Origin of the sequence: Aeromicrobium sp. (assembly GCF_047606445.1) — a bacterium.
In the GTDB taxonomy this organism is placed as follows: Bacteria; Actinomycetota; Actinomycetes; order Propionibacteriales; family Nocardioidaceae; genus Aeromicrobium.
In genome coordinates this window covers 21,772-40,338 of sequence record NZ_JASGEK010000019.1, presented here as the reverse complement: position 1 = coordinate 40,338, position 18,567 = coordinate 21,772, and the positions used below count along the sequence as shown (strand labels likewise).

General features: G+C 69.9%; 18 protein-coding genes. 13 read left to right on the top strand and 5 right to left on the bottom strand.

What is annotated here, in order from left to right:
• Window positions 1-570 (bottom strand): 1-acyl-sn-glycerol-3-phosphate acyltransferase, encoded by a 570-nt coding sequence (locus QM621_RS05255; protein WP_414989310.1) that lies wholly within the window; start codon window positions 568-570, stop codon window positions 1-3.
• A 305-nt stretch (window positions 571-875) separates the two neighbouring features.
• Here QM621_RS05255 and QM621_RS05250 point away from each other — a divergent pair, with 305 nt between their 5' ends.
• Window positions 876-3,239, top strand: a complete 2,364-nt coding sequence (locus QM621_RS05250) for an ATP-binding cassette domain-containing protein (protein ID WP_414989309.1) — start codon at window positions 876-878, stop codon at window positions 3,237-3,239.
• Here QM621_RS05250 and QM621_RS05245 read toward each other — a convergent pair.
• Window positions 3,232-4,206 carry an NAD(P)H-dependent flavin oxidoreductase gene (locus tag QM621_RS05245; RefSeq protein ID WP_414989308.1) on the bottom strand — a complete coding sequence of 325 codons (975 nt, stop codon included), beginning with the start codon at window positions 4,204-4,206 and terminating at the stop codon, window positions 3,232-3,234. The two genes, QM621_RS05250 and QM621_RS05245, sit on opposite strands and share 8 nt — an antisense overlap.
• 54 nt (window positions 4,207-4,260) lie before the next feature.
• Between QM621_RS05245 and QM621_RS05240 the strand changes: the two genes are divergently transcribed.
• The 6 genes from QM621_RS05240 to tgt all read left to right on the top strand — a co-directional run bounded on the left by QM621_RS05240 (window position 4,261) and on the right by tgt (window position 11,715).
• Entirely contained in the window at window positions 4,261-5,403 is a 1,143-nt protein-coding gene (locus tag QM621_RS05240; RefSeq protein WP_414989307.1) for an acyl-CoA dehydrogenase family protein, read from the top strand.
• A gap of 2 nt (window positions 5,404-5,405) precedes the next feature.
• Window positions 5,406-5,648 carry a DUF167 domain-containing protein gene (locus tag QM621_RS05235; RefSeq protein ID WP_414989306.1) on the top strand — a complete coding sequence of 81 codons (243 nt, stop codon included), beginning with the start codon at window positions 5,406-5,408 and terminating at the stop codon, window positions 5,646-5,648.
• A 96-nt stretch (window positions 5,649-5,744) separates the two neighbouring features.
• The gene (locus tag QM621_RS05230) at window positions 5,745-6,911 is read left to right on the top strand and encodes an exonuclease SbcCD subunit D (protein ID WP_414989305.1); all 1,167 of its coding nucleotides are present in this window, start codon (window positions 5,745-5,747) and stop codon (window positions 6,909-6,911) included.
• On the top strand, window positions 6,908-9,850 hold the full coding sequence (locus QM621_RS05225) for an AAA family ATPase (protein WP_414989304.1): 2,943 nt from the start codon (window positions 6,908-6,910) through the stop codon (window positions 9,848-9,850). The genes QM621_RS05230 and QM621_RS05225 overlap by 4 nt, the downstream gene beginning before the upstream one ends.
• A complete protein-coding gene (locus tag QM621_RS05220; RefSeq protein WP_414989303.1) occupies window positions 9,850-10,509 on the top strand; it encodes a M50 family metallopeptidase in 660 nt (219 codons plus the stop codon). The genes QM621_RS05225 and QM621_RS05220 overlap by 1 nt, the downstream gene beginning before the upstream one ends.
• A 12-nt stretch (window positions 10,510-10,521) precedes the next feature.
• Window positions 10,522-11,715: a tRNA guanosine(34) transglycosylase Tgt gene (gene tgt / locus QM621_RS05215; protein ID WP_414989302.1), complete on the top strand. Its 1,194-nt coding sequence runs from the start codon at window positions 10,522-10,524 to the stop codon at window positions 11,713-11,715.
• An 18-nt stretch (window positions 11,716-11,733) separates the two neighbouring features.
• Here the strand turns inward: tgt and QM621_RS05210 are convergent, their stop codons facing one another.
• A complete protein-coding gene (locus tag QM621_RS05210) occupies window positions 11,734-12,552 on the bottom strand; it encodes an NINE protein (protein ID WP_414989301.1) in 819 nt (272 codons plus the stop codon).
• A 167-nt stretch (window positions 12,553-12,719) separates the two neighbouring features.
• On the opposite strand from QM621_RS05210, the gene QM621_RS05205 reads away from it, so the two are divergent.
• A complete protein-coding gene (locus tag QM621_RS05205; RefSeq protein WP_414989300.1) occupies window positions 12,720-13,883 on the top strand; it encodes a DUF222 domain-containing protein in 1,164 nt (387 codons plus the stop codon).
• Window positions 13,884-13,897: 14 nt separating this feature from the next.
• On the opposite strand, the gene QM621_RS05200 is transcribed toward QM621_RS05205, so the two are convergent.
• Window positions 13,898-14,611, bottom strand: a complete 714-nt coding sequence (locus QM621_RS05200) for a queuosine precursor transporter (protein ID WP_414989299.1) — start codon at window positions 14,609-14,611, stop codon at window positions 13,898-13,900.
• 36 nt (window positions 14,612-14,647) lie between these two features.
• Between QM621_RS05200 and QM621_RS05195 the strand changes: the two genes are divergently transcribed.
• The 4 genes from QM621_RS05195 to QM621_RS05180 all read left to right on the top strand — a co-directional run bounded on the left by QM621_RS05195 (window position 14,648) and on the right by QM621_RS05180 (window position 17,798).
• Window positions 14,648-15,901 (top strand): geranylgeranyl reductase family protein, encoded by a 1,254-nt coding sequence (locus QM621_RS05195; RefSeq protein ID WP_414989298.1) that lies wholly within the window; start codon window positions 14,648-14,650, stop codon window positions 15,899-15,901.
• Between the two features lie 106 nt (window positions 15,902-16,007).
• On the top strand, window positions 16,008-16,505 hold the full coding sequence (locus tag QM621_RS05190; protein WP_414989297.1) for an RDD family protein: 498 nt from the start codon (window positions 16,008-16,010) through the stop codon (window positions 16,503-16,505).
• Window positions 16,506-16,627: 122 nt separating this feature from the next.
• Window positions 16,628-17,437: an exodeoxyribonuclease III gene (locus tag QM621_RS05185; RefSeq protein ID WP_414989296.1), complete on the top strand. Its 810-nt coding sequence runs from the start codon at window positions 16,628-16,630 to the stop codon at window positions 17,435-17,437.
• Between the two features lie 157 nt (window positions 17,438-17,594).
• The gene (locus QM621_RS05180) at window positions 17,595-17,798 is read left to right on the top strand and encodes a cold-shock protein (RefSeq protein ID WP_414989295.1); all 204 of its coding nucleotides are present in this window, start codon (window positions 17,595-17,597) and stop codon (window positions 17,796-17,798) included.
• A 58-nt stretch (window positions 17,799-17,856) separates the two neighbouring features.
• On the opposite strand, the gene QM621_RS05175 is transcribed toward QM621_RS05180, so the two are convergent.
• Window positions 17,857-18,027: a hypothetical protein gene (locus QM621_RS05175; RefSeq protein ID WP_414989294.1), complete on the bottom strand. Its 171-nt coding sequence runs from the start codon at window positions 18,025-18,027 to the stop codon at window positions 17,857-17,859.
• A gap of 147 nt (window positions 18,028-18,174) precedes the next feature.
• On the opposite strand from QM621_RS05175, the gene QM621_RS05170 reads away from it, so the two are divergent.
• The gene (locus QM621_RS05170; protein ID WP_414989293.1) at window positions 18,175-18,567 is read left to right on the top strand and encodes a thioredoxin family protein; all 393 of its coding nucleotides are present in this window, start codon (window positions 18,175-18,177) and stop codon (window positions 18,565-18,567) included.

Here is an 18,567-nt window from a genome sequence, read left to right as displayed (position 1 = left end):
TCAGGACTGCTCGTCCTCCTCGCGGAGGCGGGGCTCGGTGCGGTTGGCGGGCTTGATGCCCTGCTTGTCGGCGTAGAAAGCCCGCACGACGTCCATGTCGGCGCGGAAGTCGCCGGTCGGCGTGAACGGCTCGCCGAAGCCCATCGTCTTGGTGGATGGCTCGAAGAACGCCAGCGCGACCGGCAGGTCGGCCTCGTGGGCGATGCGCAGGAAGCCCGACTTCCAGTACTTCCCGGGCGAGCGGGTTCCCTCGGCGGCGATGACCAGCCGGAAGGCCTCGTTCTGGCCCGCCTCGTCGACGAAGGTCTGCACGACGCCGCCGGCGTTCTTGCGGTCGAGCGGGATGCCGCCGAAGGCCTTGAGCAGCCAGCCCAGCGGGCCGACGAACAATTCCTTCTTCACCAGCACGCGCGGGTGGGCGCCCTCGTGCCACATCACGATCAGCATCGTGACGAAGTCCCAGTTCGACGTGTGCGGCGCGCCGACGAGCACGCCGCGCTCCGGCACCGTCCCCACCATGCGATAGCCCAACACACGAGTCACCAGGCGGGCCAACCGCTGACGCATCATGCGCCGAGCCTAGCGGTGGATCACCCCAGGCGGTCGACGTAGGCCTTCGCCTCGGCCAGGCCCCAGCCGGTGCGCCCGCGGACGTACTGCCGTCAGTGACGAGCCCGTCGATCTCAGCGCGCGTCGCGTCGTCGAACGACGGTCCGCTGTCCGACCGGCGACGGGTGCTCGAGCTCGCCGAGGCGACCCGACTCCCCACCTCCCCGATCGGACGTGGAGCGAACCCGACCCTGGCGCGCCGCAAAGCCTGCGGAGGGACGCAATAGGAGCCGTTTCTGTCAGCCGGTTGTGGTGAGATGGACCCCATGGCCTCGACCAACGCGCACCCCGCCGACTCCCACGACCAGATCACCGTGCGCGGAGCGCGCGAGAACAACCTCCGAGGTGTCGACCTCGACCTGGCCAAACGCCGTCTGACGGTGTTCACCGGCGTGTCGGGGTCGGGCAAGAGCTCACTGGTCTTCGGCACCATCGCGGCGGAGTCGCAGCGGCTCATCAACGAGACCTACAGCGCCTTCGTCCAGGGGTTCATGCCGCAGATGGCGCGGCCCGACGTCGACGTGCTGGACGGGCTGACCACCGCGATCCTCGTCGACCAGGAGCGCATGGGGGCCAACGCCCGCTCCACCGTCGGCACGGTCACCGACGTCAACGCGATGCTGCGCATCCTGTTCAGCCGCCTCGGCGAGCCGCATGTCGGCGGTCCGCAGGCCTTCTCCTTCAACGTCGCCTCGATGAGCGGGGCCGGCGCGGTGACGGTCGAGAAGGGCGACACCAAGGTCAAAGAGCGCCGCGAGTTCAGCCTGCAGGGCGGCATGTGCGCGCGCTGCGAGGGCATGGGCCGGGTCAGCGACTTCCACCTGCCCGCCCTGTTCGACGAGGACAAGTCGATCAACGGCGGCGCCATCACCATCCCCGGCTACTCGATGGAGGGCTGGTACGGGCGCATCTTCAACTCCTGCGGCTTCTTCGACGCCGACACCCCGATCAAGGACTTCACCGACGCCGAGTTGCACGATCTCCTCTACAAGGAGCCCACCAAGATCAAGGCCGAGGGCATCAACGTCACCTATGTCGGCCTGATCCCGCAGATCCAGAAGTCCATGCTCAGCAAGGACCGCGAGGCGATGCAGCCGCACATCCGGGCCTTCGTCGACCGGGCGGTCGTGTTCACCGAGTGCCCCGACTGCGAGGGCACCCGGCTCAACGCCGAGGCCCGCTCGTCGAAGATCGCCGGCAAGAGCATCGCCGACCTGTGCCGCATGCAGATCAGCGACCTCGCCGTATGGGTGCGCGAGTTGGAGGCGCCCGGCGCGGAGCCGCTGGTCGAGGCGCTGAGCGACACGCTCGACTCCTTCACGCACATCGGCCTCGGATACCTGAGCCTGGAGCGCCCGTCCGGCACGCTGTCGGGCGGCGAGGCGCAGCGCACCAAGATGATCCGCCACCTCGGGTCGTCGCTGACCGACGTCACCTATGTCTTCGACGAGCCGACGGTCGGCCTGCACCCGCACGACATCGACCGCATGAACGAGCTGCTGCTCCGCCTGCGCGACAAGGGCAACACGGTGCTGGTGGTCGAGCACAAACCGGAGACCATCGCCATCGCCGACCGTGTGGTCGACATGGGACCGGCGGCGGGCACCGGCGGCGGCGAGGTCGTCTTCGAGGGCACGGTCGAGGAGCTGCGTCAGGCCGACACGCTCACCGGACGGCATCTGAGCTACCGGGCGAGCTTGAAGGACGAGGTGCGCACGCCGACGGGACGCATCGAGATCCGGGGGGCGAACGAGCACAACCTGCGGGAGGTCGACGTCGACGTGCCGCTGGGCGTGCTGACGGTGGTGACCGGCGTGGCGGGGTCGGGCAAGAGCTCGCTGATCCACAGCCACGTGTCGCTGCGGGAGGGGGTCGTGGCCATCGACCAGGGGGCCATCAAGGGCTCGCGTCGGTCGAACCCGGCCACCTACACGAGCCTGCTCGACCCGATCCGCAAGGCGTTCGCGAAGGCCAACGGCGTCAAGCCAGCGCTGTTCAGCCCGAACTCGGCCGGCGCCTGCCCCGCCTGCAAGGGCGCGGGCGTCATCTACAGCGACCTCGGCGTCATGGCCGGGGTGGCGACGCCCTGCCAGGACTGCGAGGGCAAGCGTTTCCAGGCCGAGGTGCTGGAGTACACCCTCGGCGAGAAGAACATCAGCGAGGTGCTGTCGATGCCGGTCGCCGAGGCGTTGGACTTCTTCTCCGACGGTGAGGCGCGCATCCCCGCCGCCAGCAAGATCCTCGCCCGGCTCGCCGACGTCGGCCTCGGCTACGTCACCCTCGGCCAGCCGCTCACCACCCTGTCCGGCGGCGAGCGCCAGCGGCTCAAGCTCGCCACCCACCTGGCCACCGACGCGAGCGTCTACGTGCTCGACGAGCCGACCACCGGCCTGCACCTGGCCGACGTCGCGAACCTGCTCGGCCTGCTCGACCGCATCGTCGACTCCGGCAAGAGCGTCATCGTCATCGAGCACCATCAGGCCGCGATGGCGCACGCCGACTGGATCATCGACCTCGGCCCCGGCGCCGGCCACGACGGCGGCCAGGTGGTCTTCGAGGGCACCCCTGCCGATCTCGTCGGCGACGCCTCCACCCTCACCGGCCAGCACCTCAAGACGTACCTCAGCTGAGAAGTCGCGCCCGCGCCTCGTCGAACTCGCCCTTCAGGCGGGTGACGAGGTCGGCGACGGGGACCACGGCCTCGACCGCGCCGATGCCCTGGCCGGAGCCCCAGATGTCGCGCCACGGCTTGGCCTCGCTCGCTCCGGACTCCTTCTCGTCGGAGCCGAAGCTCATCTTGGACGGATCGGAGGTGGCGAGGTTGTCGGGGTCGAGACCGGAGGCCTCGATGCTGCCGCGCAAGTAGTTGCCGTGGACGCCGGTGAACAGGTTGCTGTAGACGACGTCCTCGGCCGATGAGTCGACGATCATGTTCTTGTAGGCGTCGACCGCATTCGCCTCGTCGGTGGCGAGGAAGGCCGAGCCGACGTAGGCGAAGTCCGCCCCGGCGGCCAGCGCCGCGAGCACGGAGCTGCCGTGCGCGATGGCGCCGGACAGCGCGAGCGGGCCGTCGAACCACTGGCGGATCTCCCGCACGAGCGCGAAGGGCGACTGCGTTCCGGCGTGGCCGCCCGCGCCCGCGGCGACCGCGATGAGGCCGTCGGCGCCCTTCTCGATGGCCTTGCGCGCGAACTTGTCGTTGATGACGTCGTGCAGGACGACGCCGCCGTAGGAGTGGACGGCGTCGTTGATGTCGGTGCGGGCGCCGAGCGAGGTGATGACGACGGGCACCTCGTGCTTGACGACCAGCTCCATGTCGGCCTCGAGCCGGTCGTTGGAGCGGTGCACGATCTGGTTGACCGCGAAGGGCGCGACGGGCCGGTCGGGATGGGCGGCGGCGAAGGCCCGGTTGCTCTCGGCGATCTCGTGCAGCCAGTCGTCGAGCAGGCTCTGCGGACGCGCGTTGAGCGCCGGGAACGCGCCGATGACGCCCGCCTGGCACTGGGCGGTGACCAGCGCGGGGCCGGACACGATGAACATCGGCGAGGCGATGACGGGCAGGGCGAGCGGGCGCGCCAGGGCGGCGGGCAGGGCCATGAGGATCTCCACAGGTCACGACGGCTGAGACGTGGGCAGCGTACCCTCACCAACATGTCCACCGACCGTTTGCTTCCCACCGACGAGGCCCGCGACCTGATCGAGTTGACCCGCGAGATCGCTTCCCGCGAGCTGCGTCCGAAGGTCGACGAGGCGGAGAGGACCGCGTCCTTCCCTCGCGAGGTCTTCCGCGTGCTCGGTCGTGCGGGTCTGCTGGGCCTGCCCTATCCGGAGGATTTCGGGGGTGGCGGCCAGCCGTACGAGGTGTACCTGCAGGTGGTCGAGGAGATCGCGACGGCGTGGGCGGCGGTCGGCGTCGGCACGAGCGTGCACGTGCTGTCGTGTTTCGGCCTGTTCGAGGCCGGGACCGACGAGCAGAAGGCCGCGTGGCTGCCCGACATGATCGGCGGGGAGCGGTTGGGCGCGTACTGCCTGTCCGAGGCGCACGCGGGCTCCGACCCGGCGGCGATGCGCACCAAGGCGGTCCGCGAGGGCGACGAGTACGTGCTGTCCGGCGCGAAGGCGTGGACGACGCACGGCGGCGAGGCCGACTTCTACAAGGTCATGGCCCGCACCTCCGACGACGGCGGCAAGGGGATCTCGTGTTTCCTGATCCCCGCCGGCGCCGAGGGTCTGAGCTTCGACAGGCCCGAGGAGAAGATGGGCCTGATGAGCTCGACCACCGCCACGGTGGTGCTCGACGGCGTGCGGATTCCGGTCGAACGGAGGTTGGGCGCGGAGGGCCAGGGGCTGTCCATCGCGCTGGCCGGACTCGACGCCGGACGGCTCGGCATCGCGGCGGTCGCGACCGGGGTCGCGCAGGCGGCGCTCGACGCGGCGGTCGCCTACGCGAAGGAGCGCGAGGCGTTCGGCAAGGCGATCATCGACCACCAGGGGCTCGGATTCCTGCTGGCCGACATGGCCGCGGCGGTCGAGTCGGCGCGCGCGACGTACCTGCACGCGGCGCGGTTGAAGGACGCCGGACGTCCCTACGGACGTCAGGCGTCGGTCGCGAAGCTGGTCGCGACCGACCACGCCATGAAGGTCACCACCGATGCCGTCCAGGTGCTCGGCGGCGCGGGCTACACCCGCGACTTCCCCGTCGAGCGGTTCATGCGCGAGACGAAGGTGATGCAGATCTTCGAAGGCACCAACCAGATCCAGCGGCTCGTCATCAGCCGCCATCTGGCGCGGTGAGCATGGCCGACGAACGCGTCATCCGGGTGCGGGTCAAACCCGGCAGCAAGAAGGGGCCGCTGGTCGAGCCGTCGGCCGAGGACGGCGTCGACCTCGTCGTCTTCACCCCCGAGCGAGCCGTCGACGGCAAGGCCAACGCGGCCGTCGAGAAGCTGATCGCCGCCCACGCGGGCGTCCCGAAGTCCCGCGTCACCATCACCTCCGGCCATACCTCCCGCCTCAAGCGCCTCCGGGTCACCTTCTAGCCAGATTTGCGCCGAGTTCAACCGTTTCCCTTCGCTGACTCGGTTGAACTTGGCGCAAATCTGGGAAGAGTCCGAGCCAACTCCTAGGGTGTGGGCATGCGGATCTGGCACACCTCGGACTGGCACATCGGGCGGACCTTCCATGGGCACTCGACGCTGGACGCCCTGGAGGAGGTGTTGACGGCGATGGCCGGGGAGGTCGCCCGGCGTGGCGTCGACGTGGTCGTGGCGGCCGGCGACGTCTACGACTCGGCCACGCCCTCGGCCGACGCGATCGCGCTGTTCAACCGGGCGCTGCTGCGGTTGCACGACGCGGGCGCGCAGGTCGTGGTCACGGCGGGCAACCACGACTCGGCCACCCGCCTCGGCACCATGTCCGACTTCGCGAAGGCGGCAGGCGTGCACGTCATCACCCGTCCCGAGCAGATCACCGAGCCGGTGGTGATCGATGACGAGCACGGCCCCGTCCGCTTCTACGGCATCCCCTTTCTCGAACCGGCCAGGCTCCGCCACCTCTGGGACGCGACCCCGATGCGCAGCCAAGCCGACGCCCTCGGCGAGGCCATGCGGCAGATCCGCGCCGACGCCGCCCGCCACGACGCCCGCACCGTCGTCCTCGCGCACACCTTCGTCGCGGGGGCCGAGGGCGAGTCGTGCGAGTCCGAACGGTCCATCGTCGCCACCGACGTCGCCGTCGGCGGCGTCGACCGAGTGCCGGTCAACGCCTTCGACGGCGTCGACTACGTCGCTCTCGGCCACATCCACGGACGCTCCGAGCTGGCGCCCCATCTGCGCTATAGCGGCGCTCCCCTGCATCTGTCGTTCTCCGAGGAGGGCAAGCCGCGCGGCGGGTGGCTGGTCGACCTCGACGCGGGCGGGCTGGCTGGCGCCGAGTGGGTCGACCTGCCGGTCCCCCGCCCGCTGACCACCCTCACCGGGACCCTCGACGAACTGCTCACCGACGCCGCACACACCGACGCCGAGAGCCAATGGGTGCGCGCCCGCCTCACCGACGCCACCCGCCAGCGCGACGCCATGCGCCGCCTCCAGGAGCGCTTCCCCCACTGCGCCCACCTCGAATGGACCGGTCTGACAGTCACCGGCGGAGGCGGCGTCGACTACCGCGCGCTCACCCAAGGCAAGAGCGACCTCGAGGTGGTCGACTCCTTCCTGTCCATCACACGCGGCGCCGGCCTCAGCGACGACGAGCGCGCCATCATCGCCGAGGTCGTCGACGAGGCGCGGGTCGACGTGACCGCATGAGAATCCACACCATCACGGTGAAGGGCTTCGGCCCGTACCGCGACGAGACCCACGTCGACATCGACGCCTTCGCCGTCGACGGACTCTTCCTCATCGGCGGCAAGACCGGCGCGGGCAAGTCCTCGCTGCTCGACGCGCTCGCCTACGGCCTGTTCGGCACGGTCCCGCGCTACGGCGGCAAGGCCGACGAGCAGGTGCGCAGCCGTTATCTGGAGCCCGGCGAGCCGACGGAGGTCGCCGTCGAGTTCAGCGTCGGCAGCACGCGCTATCGCGTCTGGCGCTCTCCTGCCTATCAGCGTCCGAAGCAGCGCGGCGACGGCTTCACCACACAGGCCGCGCAGTTGACGCTCAGCCGTCGAGCCGGCGACGACTACGAGGTGTTCGAGACGAAGATCGGCAACGCCGAGCGGCACGTCCAGGGCCTGATCGGTCTCACCGCCCACCAGTTCCTCCAGGTGGTGCTGCTGGCGCAGGGGCAGTTCCAGGAGTTCCTCGTCGCTGGCAGCGAGGAGCGACGCGCGCTCTTACGCACACTGTTCCGCACCGAGCGTTTCGACCGCTACACCGAGGCGGTCCGCGAGCGCGCCCGCGCGGCCGAGGCCGAGGTCGGCGCGCAGACCGCCGCCATCGACCAGGCCACGGCCACCCTCGCCCGACACGCCGAGGTCGATCCGCCCGCGTCGTCCGAGCAGGTCGACGTGTGGATCGAGGACTTGCTGGCCACGCGGCGCGTGATCGTCGAGGAGACGAGCCGGCGGGCCGAGGCCGCTGAGAGAGCCCACGCTGACGCCGAGCAGCAGTCCCGCGAGGTCGAGCGGGTCATATCGCTCCAACGACGCCGGGCCGACGCCCTGGAACGCCGAACGCTCCTCGACCAGCGGCGGGAGGACATCGAGGAACAGCGTCGTGCCGTCGCCTCGGCCCAGCAGGCCGCCGTCGCGCACCCTGCCGTCCGCGCGGCGCGCACGGCCACGACCGCCCTGGAGGAGGCCGAGCGCAGCCATCGCCGCGCCGCCGAGGCCGCCCCCGGCCTGCCCCGCGACGACGTCGAGTCGCTGCGCCTCCAGGTCGTGTCGCTCACCGAGCAGATCGGCGCGCTGACGGCCCCCGCCGCGACCGAACATCAGCTCCCCGACCTCGAACAGCGATCGCGCGACGCTCGCGACGCCGACCAGGCCTTCAGCCAGACCGTCGAGCGACAGCGGGTCGAGCGGCGGCAGACGGACACCGCGCTGAGCCACCTCGCCGAGCGGATCGCGGCCGATGGCGACCTCGGCGCCCGGCACGCCGAGCAGCAGGCCGAGGTGGAGCGACTGACCGCTCGGTCGCACGCCGCACGCCGAGCGGCGACGTTCCGCGAGGAGGTCGCCGAGGCCGAACGCCACCGCCTCGCCCGACAGGAGGCCGCCCACGACGCCGAGAAGCGGCTCATCGACCTGCGTCGTCGACAACTGGACGGCTGGGCGTCCACAGTCGCCGCCGAGCTGAGCGACGGCGAGCCCTGTCCTGTCTGCGGGTCGGTCGAGCACCCGTCTCCGGCGCGTCCCGGCGAGGATCACGTCGATGGTTCCGCCGTCGACCAGGCCGAGATCGAACATCAACAGGCGCGCGACCGCGAGTCGGAGGCCTCGGAGAGCCTCACCCGCCTGACCACCGCGCTCGAAGCCGCCGAGGAGGAGGCCGGGGCCAGCCTTGAGGAGTTGACCACGCTCGCCGCCGAGGCCCGCACGGAGTGGGAACGTCGCAAGGCCGACCTCGCGGCGCACGAGGAGCGACAGGCCGAGGCCGCCCGGATCCGGCGCCGTCTCGCCGACCTCGACACCGCGCTCCTCGCGTCCGATCGTCATCAGGCCGAACTCTCCGAACAGGCCACGGCGGCCCAGATCACCTGGGAGAAGGCCGCCGCCGAGGTGGCCGAAGCCCGAGGCGACCATCCCTCCGTCGCCGACCGACTCCGTGACCTGCGCCAGACGAGCGAGGCCGCCCAGCGGCTCCTCACCGCCGCCGAGACGCTGACCCGACGTCGCGCCGAGGCCGACGAGGCCGAGCAGGCGCTCGCCGCCGCCCTCGCCGAGAGCCCTTTCGCGTCCGCCGAGCAGGTGGAGGCCGCCCTGCTCCCCGCCGTCGAGGTCAACCGGCTCGACCGCGAGGTGGCCGAGCACGACCAGGCGCGCGCCTCGGTCGAGAGCGTCCTGGCCGAGCCGGAGTTGGCCGACCTGCCCGCCGAGCCGATCGACTCCACCGCCTCGCGTGACACCTACCTGCGGACACGGACGGCGGCGCGTCAGTCCGCCGCCGAGCAGGCGACCGCCCAAGAGCGACTCGACTCGCTCACCGGTCAGGCCAGAACGCTGCGGAGCCTGATCTCCCGCTCAGCCGACCAGCTCGCCCGCTGTGAGACAGTCCGCGACCTCGACGAGGCGCTGCACGGCGCCGGGGCCAACGAGCTCAAGATGCCGCTGGAGACCTTCGCCTTGGCCGCCGAGCTCGACGACATCCTCGGCGCGGCGAACGGCCACCTCGCGCGCATGACCACCGGGCGGTACACCCTCCACCGCTCCGCCGACGTCGCGCGGCGCGGACGCGGCGGCCTCGACCTGCTGGTCCTCGACGCTCACACCGACGACGCCCGCACCCCCGCCTCGCTGTCCGGCGGCGAGAAGTTCCAAGCCTCGTTGGCGCTCGCCCTCGGCCTGGCCGAGGCGGTCACCGCGCGGGCCGGCGGGCTGCGCCTCGACACCCTGTTCATCGACGAGGGCTTCGGCTCCCTCGACCCCGAGACGCTGGAGGTCACGATGGAGACGCTCGACGCGCTGCGCGAGGGCGGTCGCGTCATCGGCCTGATCAGCCATGTGGAGGCGATGAAGGAGCAGATCCCCGCGCAGCTGCGGGTGGAGGTGGCCGACGGCGGCTGGAGCCGGATCGGCACCATAGTCTGATGGACCTCTCCCGCTGGCTTCCCGTCGCCGTCGCGCTCGCCCTCGTGACCGTCCCCGTCGTGTGGCCCTTCGCCCGCCACGCGGTGACGCTCGTCCACGAACTGGGCCACGCAGGCGTCGCGGTGCTGACCGGACGGACGCTGAACGGCATCCGGCTCAACGCCGACTCCTCCGGCCTGACCGTCTCGCGCGGCAAGCCACGCGGCCTCGGCATGATCGCGACCGCGGCGGCGGGCTATCTCGCGCCGTCGTTCGTCGGCCTCGCGCTGATCGGCGCGGTCCACGCGGGCTGGTCGCACGAGGCGTTGTGGGCGCTGCTCGGCGTCCTCGTGGTCACACTCGTGTTCATCCGCAACGCCTTCGGCCTGCTGATCGTCGTCACGGCGCTCGCCGCCGTCGGCGCGTCCTTGCGATGGGCCGACACCCTCTGGCAGACCACGATCGTGGAGACAGCCGCGTGGTTCTGGCTGCTCGCCGCGCCGCGCACGGTGCTGGAGCTCTGGACGAACCGACGCCGTCAGCGCAGCGGCACGACCGACGCCGACGTGCTCGCCCGGCTCACCCACCTGCCCGCCGCCCTGTGGAATCTGATCCTGTTGGCGCTCACCCTCGCCGCCCTCTGGCCCGCCGTCACCCGACTCCCCCTCGACGTCGGCTGATTGAATACCGAGGTGTTCGAACCGCTCCACGACGCCCCCGACTCCCGTGCCCGCACCGGGGTCCTCACCACCCCGCACGGGCAGATCGCGACGCCCGCCTTCATCCCGGTGGGCACGCGCGCGACGGTCAAGGCGGTGCTGCCCGAGACGATGGCCGAGCTCGGCGCACAGGCGCTGCTGGCCAACGCCTACCACCTGTACCTGCAGCCCGGGGCGGATCTGATCGACGAGGCGGGCGGCCTGGGCGCGTTCATGAACTGGCCCGGCCCGACGTTCACCGACTCCGGCGGCTTCCAGGTGCTCAGCCTCGGCGCGGGCTTCAAGAAGACGCTCGCGATGGACGCCAAGGGGGTCGCCTCCGACGACGTGATCGCGCCGGGCAAGGAGCGGCTGGCGCAGGTCGACGACGACGGCGTGACCTTCAAGAGCCACCTCGACGGGTCCAAGCACCGCTTCACCCCCGAGGTGTCGATGCGCATCCAGCACCTGCTCGGCGCGGACGTCATCTTCGCCTTCGACGAGCTGACCACGCTGATGAACACCCGCGGCTATCAGGAGGAGTCGCTGCGCCGCACCCAGGCGTGGGCCGAGCGCTGCGTCGCCGAGCACCGGCGGCTCACCACCGAGCGGGCCGACAAGCCGTACCAGGCGCTCTTCGGCGTGGTCCAGGGCGCGCAGTACGAGGATCTGCGCCGTCGGGCGGCCCGTGACCTCGTGCCGCTCGGCTTCGACGGCTTCGGCATCGGCGGCGCCATCGAGAAGGAGAACCTGGGCCGGATCACCGCCTGGGTCACCGACGAGCTGCCCGACGACAAGCCGCGCCACCTGCTCGGCATCGGCGAGCCGGAGGACTTGTTCACGGCCGTCGAGTCCGGCTGCGACACCTTCGACTGCGTCGCCCCGTCCCGGGTGGCGCGCACCTCGCGGCTGTACGCCTCCACTGGATACTTCAACTTGAAGGTGGCGGCGAACAAGCGCGACTTCGGCCCGATCGAGGAGGGCTGCGCCTGCTACACCTGCCAGCACTACTCGCGCGCCTACCTGCACCACCTGTACAAGACCGGCGAGTACCTCGGCGCGACCCTCGGCACGATCCACAACGAGCACTTCATCGTCTCGCTGGTCGACCGGATCCGCGCCAGCCTCGCCGACGGGACCTACGCCGACGTCAAGGCGGATTTCTTGGGGCAGTATCGGAGCAAGTAGGCCGAGGCCCCCTGCTGGCTACCGCGCCAACTCGGTGCCGTCAGCCGCGCGGAGTTTGCCTGTGGCGATGAGAATGAGGTCGACGAGCGACCACAGGCCCAAGCCGCCGCAGGTGAGCAGTTTCAGCACGCCGAGGCCGGTGTATCCGAGATAGAACCGGTCGATCCCGAGGCTGCCAGTGAAAACGGCCAGTAGCACTGCCGTTATGAACTGTTTGTCACCCTGCCGACCAAACAGCCCTGGCACTTCCGCCGCTGGAAACCACTGGCCACCGTTACGCGAGACCTGTGTCTCCGGATGCACGGCTCTGGTTTGCGCCTGCTGACTCAGTTGTTCCCCGCTGAACGGCCCCATCGGCTCCCCCATGACTATCGCGTAGTAGTCACCGCCTAGAATTTCCTGCGGAATCACTCGACGAGCCGTCTTCACGAAAACGGTGACGGAGAGAACGACCGTCGCAAGGAGTAAGACTCCCCCGCCGAATACCATCACCGGGGTAATCCATTCGACATTCGAACCAAACCCACCGTCCACATACAGGACAACGCTCAGTACGGCTGGCGGAGGAAGTACAAGCACCAAGCATGGGCCTGCCCAACGCGCCCAGCGGCTCCAGGCCAGAGGAAGAACCAGAATCAGCGGGGCGGTCGCCACGACCATGCTCCACACACTCGCCGGTTCGGCCCATCCACGACGAACCTCAGCCAACGCATACGCCGCGGCGGTCAGGCAGAGGACGATGTACAACACCGCGAAAATGCTGATCGTGATCCGCAAAGCGCGTGGCGTCTCTGGCCGCTCGGAACGTTGAACATCGTGACCCACCAGGTTTGACATACGTAGAGACTGCCCCCCCCCGCTGATTTTGGTCAATCACTCGACCGCTCTGCGAACCAGGAGTATCACCCCGACGTTCCAAGAGGTTCGGACAGATCCCCCCAGAAAATCCTTGAGAATCTGGCTCGAACCTTGTGATCGAACATTTGTTCGGATAAAATGAAGGCATGAGCACAACCGCCACCATCGACGCCATGCGCACCGCCGCGCACACGCTTCGTAGCGGTGACACGCGTGACTCCCTGCGCGCGGTCCAAGCTCTGCAAGACGCGCTCGACGCGACGAAAGCCCACCTGTTGTGCAAGCTTGAAGAGTCTCGGGACTACGAACTGGACGGGGCGTCCTCGGTGACGAACTGGGCACGCCGGGAACTGCGGTTGGAGCCCGCCCAGACGCGGACAGCAGTGAGGTGCGCGAAGACCATGCGGGAACTGCCGGAGGTCGAGGAGGCCGCCGCCGCTGGTTCGGTGCGGATGGAGCACCTGAATCTGTTCGCCTACGGAGTCAAGCACATCGGTCACGAGATGATCCGCGAGTCCGCCGGCTGGCTGTTGCGGGTCGCGAGGACCTGCGAGCCGTCCAAGCTGCGGGCCGTGATGAAGGAACTGCGTCAGGCCGTCTACCCCGACAGCCTTGACGAGGCGTGGATTCGTGGCATGGACCGCGAGGATCTGAAGATCAGCCCCGTCCCCGACGGTTGGCACATCAACGGTTTCCTCAACCAGGCGACGGGCGCGAAGTTGAAGGCCGCACTCGACGCCTTGAGCAAGCCGTCCTCTATCGAGGACGTGCGGACCCCGCCTCAGCGACGCGTGGATGCCCTCGATGAGCTGTTGACATCGGTGCTGGACAACGGGCTCCCGTCCGACAAGGGCATCCGACCCCACCTCTTGGTGAACGTCGACGTCGAGACACTCCACAACGCCCTCACCAACCAGCCCAACGAAGGCGGCAAGCCCGCCGAACTCGTCGGCTTCGGACCCATCGGCAGCCAGCTACTCAACTACCTCGGCTGTATCGGTGACATCACCCCCATCCTCACCAGCGGCAAAGACCTCCCCCAAGCGAAGATCTTGAACGTCGGACGCGACCACCGACTCGCCACCCCGAGGCAACGCAAAGCCATCACCGCCCGACAAAAAGGCAGATGCGCCGCCCCCGGCTGTACCAACACCCACCTCGAAATCCACCACACCACCTGGTGGGGCAACGGCGGCAAAACCGACATCGACGAACTCGCGGGTTACTGTTCCCGATGTCACCACCTCATACATCGCGGACTCCTCGACGTCACGCCTGCCCACCAACAGGACACACTCCTGGTCGCCTGACCTGGCGCGAAGGGTCAGTAGGTCGGCTCGCGCCGCTTCAACCAGGCGATGACGGCGACGGTCAGCGGCATGACGACGATCTCGACGGCGATCTTGAAGAGCACGCCGACGACGAGGTAGTTCCAGAACACGTCCATCGAGGTGATGCCGATGGCGCTGGCGGCGATGGCGCAGAACAGGAAGGTGTCGGCCATCTCGCCGACGCCGGTGGAGGCGGCCAGGCGACCGGCGAGGCCCTTCTCGCTGGTGCGCTCCTTCATCCTGACCAGCACCCACGAGTTGAGCAGCTGCCCGACGACGTAGCCGACGACGCTGGCCAGCACGATCTGCGCGACCGGCCCGGCGACCGCCTCGAAGGCGGGTTGGTTCTCGTAGAAGCTCGCGCCCGGCGCGATCTGCACGAGCCAGAAGGTGAAGGCGGCGAGCAGCGCCGCGCCGAAGCCGAGCAGCACCGCACGGCGGGCGGCTTTGAAGCCGTAGACCTCGGAGATCACGTCGCCGACGATGTAGGCGAGCGGGAACAGGAAGGCGCCGCCGTCCGTGACGATCGGCCAGAGTTGCAGCGACCCGATCGACAGTGATCCCGAGCCGAACTCGATGCTTTTGGTCGCGGCGATGTTGGACACCACGAGCACGACGCAGAACAGCGCGAGGAGGACGTCGTAATGAGATGTCACGCGGGTCGCGAAGCGGACGTCAGGTTGTGGTGAGGTCGCCTGAGAACTCATGGCGGCCATGATGGCGCCCTCTGCGAGAATCGCGATATGACCCTGCCCACGCAGACCGAAGTCCTCGTCGTCGGCGCCGGCCCCGCCGGCTCCTCGGCCGCCGCGTGGGCGGCCCGTCACGGATGGGACGTGACGCTCGCCGACGCGGCGCCCTTCCCCCGCGACAAGACCTGCGGCGACGGGCTCACCCCGCGCGCCATCGCCGAGCTCGACCGGCTCGGCCTGGGCGACTGGGTCCGCTCGCACACGCTCAACCGGGGCCTGCGCGCGGCCGGCTTCGGCGTGGAACTGCTGCTCCCCTGGCCGGGCGGGTCGCTGCCCGACCACGGCTCGGCGGTGCCGCGCGCCGAGCTCGACGCGCGGATCCGCGCGGTGGCGCTCGACGACGGCGCGGCGAGCCTCGACCACGCCCGCGCCGTGGACGTCGACCGGGACGCGGGCGGCCGGGTCACCGCCGTGCACTTCCAGATCGGCCAGGCCAAGACCCCGCACACGGTGGCCTGCGAGCGGCTGATCGTCGCCGACGGCGTCCGCTCGCCGCTCGGCCGGGTGCTCGGCCGCGAGTGGCACCGCGACACAGCCTACGGCGTGGCGGGCCGCTCCTACGTGAAGTCGACCCGCAGCGACGACCCCTGGATCAGCTCGCATCTGGAGTTGCGCGGCCCCGACGGCGAGCTGCTGCCCGGCTACGGCTGGATCTTCCCGCTCGGCGCGGAGGCGGGCGAGGTGAACCTCGGCGTCGGCGCGCTGGCGACCGCCAAGCGTCCCGCCGACCTGCGGCTGCGGCCGTTGATGGAGTACTACGCGACGCTGCGCCGCGAGGAGTGGGACCTCGCCGACGAGTTGCGCGCCCCGACGAGCGCCCTGCTGCCGATGGGCGGCGCGGTGTCGGGCGTGGCCGGGCCGAACTGGGCGCTGATCGGCGACGCCGCGGGCTGCGTGAACCCGCTCAACGGCGAGGGCATCGACTACGGCCTGGAGACCGGGCGCGTCGCGGTCGAGCTGATGGCGGCCGAGACCCGGCTCGACACCGCCTGGCCGCAGTTGCTCACCGGCCGCTACGGCGAGGCGTTCTCCATCGCCCGCCGCCTGGCCGGACTGCTGACGGTCCCGAAGCTGCTGCCGCTCGCGGGCCCGATCGGCATGCGCTCCCAGCGGCTGATGACCGTGGCGCTACGGGTCATGGGCAATCTCGTCACCGACGAGGACCGCGATCTGACCGCCCGGCTGTGGCGCTGGGCGGGCCGTCGCTCCATCGCGCTCGACGAGCGTCCCCCGTTCGCCTCCTAGGCCGAGCCCGCGGCTGACGAACTGATCGGGCGAACCCCTGGAACATCGGCCTGGTCTCAGACTATGCTCAGTTCGAACCCATCCCTGTGAAGGATCGAGGAAACTCATGAGCGGATTCCCACCCCCGACCACTCCCCCTCCCGGCGGCGCCGCGGGCCTTCCGGCCGAGTGGCCGCAGCGCGCGCTGGCCTGGTTGATCGACATGGCGCCGGCCTTCGTCGTCGGCATCCTCGGCGGCTGCCTGTCCGGCGTCTTCAGCGCGATCAACGAAGGCCTCGGCATGATCGTGATGCTGTTGATCTATGTGGCGATGTTCGGCTGGGTCATCTTCAACTACGGCGTCAAGCAGGGCACCACCGGCTACACGCTCGGCAAGGCCATCGTCGGACTCCAGCTCGTCGACGGCGCGACCCGTCAGCCGGTCGGCACGGGCATGGCGATCGCCCGCTACTTCGTGCACATCCTCGACAGCCTGCCCTGCTACATCGGCTGGCTGTGGCCGCTGTGGGACGCGAAGAAGGAGACCTTCGCCGACAAGATCCTGAAGCACGCCGTGGTCGTCGCTCCGAAGACCGACCCGAAGGCCCTCATCCTCGGCAAGTGACGCCTGTCGGCTGGCGACCCCGGCTGGCCCCGCGAGGCGGGGCCAGCCGGGGTCGTGCCGTCCCGAGTGCCGCCGCCGTGCCCCGCTCGACGCCTCCCCTCGGGCCGCTCTAGGCTGGTCCGATGCTGCGACTCGCCACTGTCAACGTCAACGGCGTCCGCGCCGCCTGGAACAAGAACCGCGGTCAGAGCAAGGGTCTGGCGGAGTTCCTGGCCGAGCGGGACTGCGACGTCGTCACCCTCCAGGAGGTGCGCGCCCCCGACGCGGTCGTCCGCGAGCTGCTCGCCGACACCGGCTACCACCTCGCCCACGCCGAGGCCGTCGACAAGGGCCGCGCGGGCGTGGCCGTGCTGAGCCGCGTCGAGCCGACCGCCGTCCGCGTCGGCCTGGGTGCCGGGCCGGACGAGTCGGGCCGCTGGATCGAGGCCGACCTCGCGCACGCTGGCGGCACGCTCACCGTCGTGTCGGCCTACGTCCACACCGGCGGCGTCGGCACCCCGAAACAGGACCAGAAGTACCAGTTCCTCGAGGACATGACCGTCCGCATGGGCGAGCTCAGGGCGGCCACGCCGCACGCGGTCGTCACCGGCGACCTCAACGTCGCGCACACCCCCCGCGACATCAAGAACGCCAAGGGCAATCTCAAGAAGGCGGGCTTCCTGCCCGAGGAGCGGGCCTACTTCAACCGCTTCTTCGGCGAGCTCGGCTGGGTCGACGTCGCCCGCTCGCTCGCCGGCGACGTGGACGGCCCGTACACGTGGTGGTCGATGCGCGGACAGGCCTTCGACAACGACACCGGCTGGCGCATCGACTACCAGGCCGCCACCCCCGATCTCGCCGCCACGGCGGTGTCCTCACAGGTCGACCGGGCCGAGAGCTGGGCCGAGCGGTGGTCCGACCACGCGCCCCTCGTCGTGGACTACGACCTCTGATCCGATCCTGTCCGTCCGGTGCTCTAGGGTGGTTGACCGTTGCAAGATGTGATGTCGAGCCGCGCGCCCGGGCCCGCCCGAGCCGGTCTTCGGTGGAACGTGAATTTGCGACTCCCGGGTGGAAGCGCCGCCCGGACTTCGCTGAAGGAGAAATGACATGGCCACCGGCACCGTCAAATGGTTCAACGCCGACAAGGGCTACGGCTTCATCGCCCCCGACGACGGCGGAGCCGACGTCTTCGCGCACTACAGCGCGATCCAGACCTCGGGCTTCCGCACCCTGAACGACGACCAGAAGGTCGAGTTCGAGGTCGAGGAGGGCCCCAAGGGCCTCCAGGCCGCGAACATCCGCGCGCTCTGATCTGACACAGCACGAGGCCCCCACCGCCAAGGTGGGGGCCTCGTGGCGTACCTGCGGGTCAGAGGTGGCCGTTCTCGTCCCAGGCGTGCTCGCCGAACTCGGTCGGCGCGGCGAGGTAGCCGAGGTCGGCGGGCTTCTCGGCCGGCGTGTGCGGCAGACGGTGGGCGGGGAATCGGTCGGAGGCGACGGCGACGGCCGTCTGATCGATGTCGAAGGCGTTCTCGTCCATGGGTGGCTCCCGGTCTCGGTGTCGGCGGCCGCAGCAGCCGCTCATGATTCGACGATAGCCCCACATTTCAAGGGCGCCACCCCTACCAACGAGTAGTTTTCACGCTGTTCACGGAATGACCTCGCCCCGTCGGCGGTTGACCCCGCCATGACCACCGTGAACCTCACCCGGGCCACCATCGACGACGCCATCGGCGACGAGGGCATCACCCTCATCGACTGGTGGGCCGACTGGTGCGGTCCGTGCCGCCAGTTCGCGCCGACCTACGAGGCCGCGAGCGAGCAGCACCCCGACATCACCTTCGGCAAGATCGACACCCAGGCCGAGCAGGCCCTCGCCAGCGCCGCGCAGGTCTCCTCCATCCCCACGATCATGGCCTTCCGCGACGGCGTCCTGGTGTTCTCGCAGGCCGGGGCGCTGCCCGCTCCCGCGCTCGAGCAGGTGATCCAGGCGGTGCGCGACCTCGACATGGACGAGGTCCGGGAGAAGCTCGCCGCCCGGCAGGCGACCGCTGACGAGGGCGCGGGGGCCCAGGCCTGA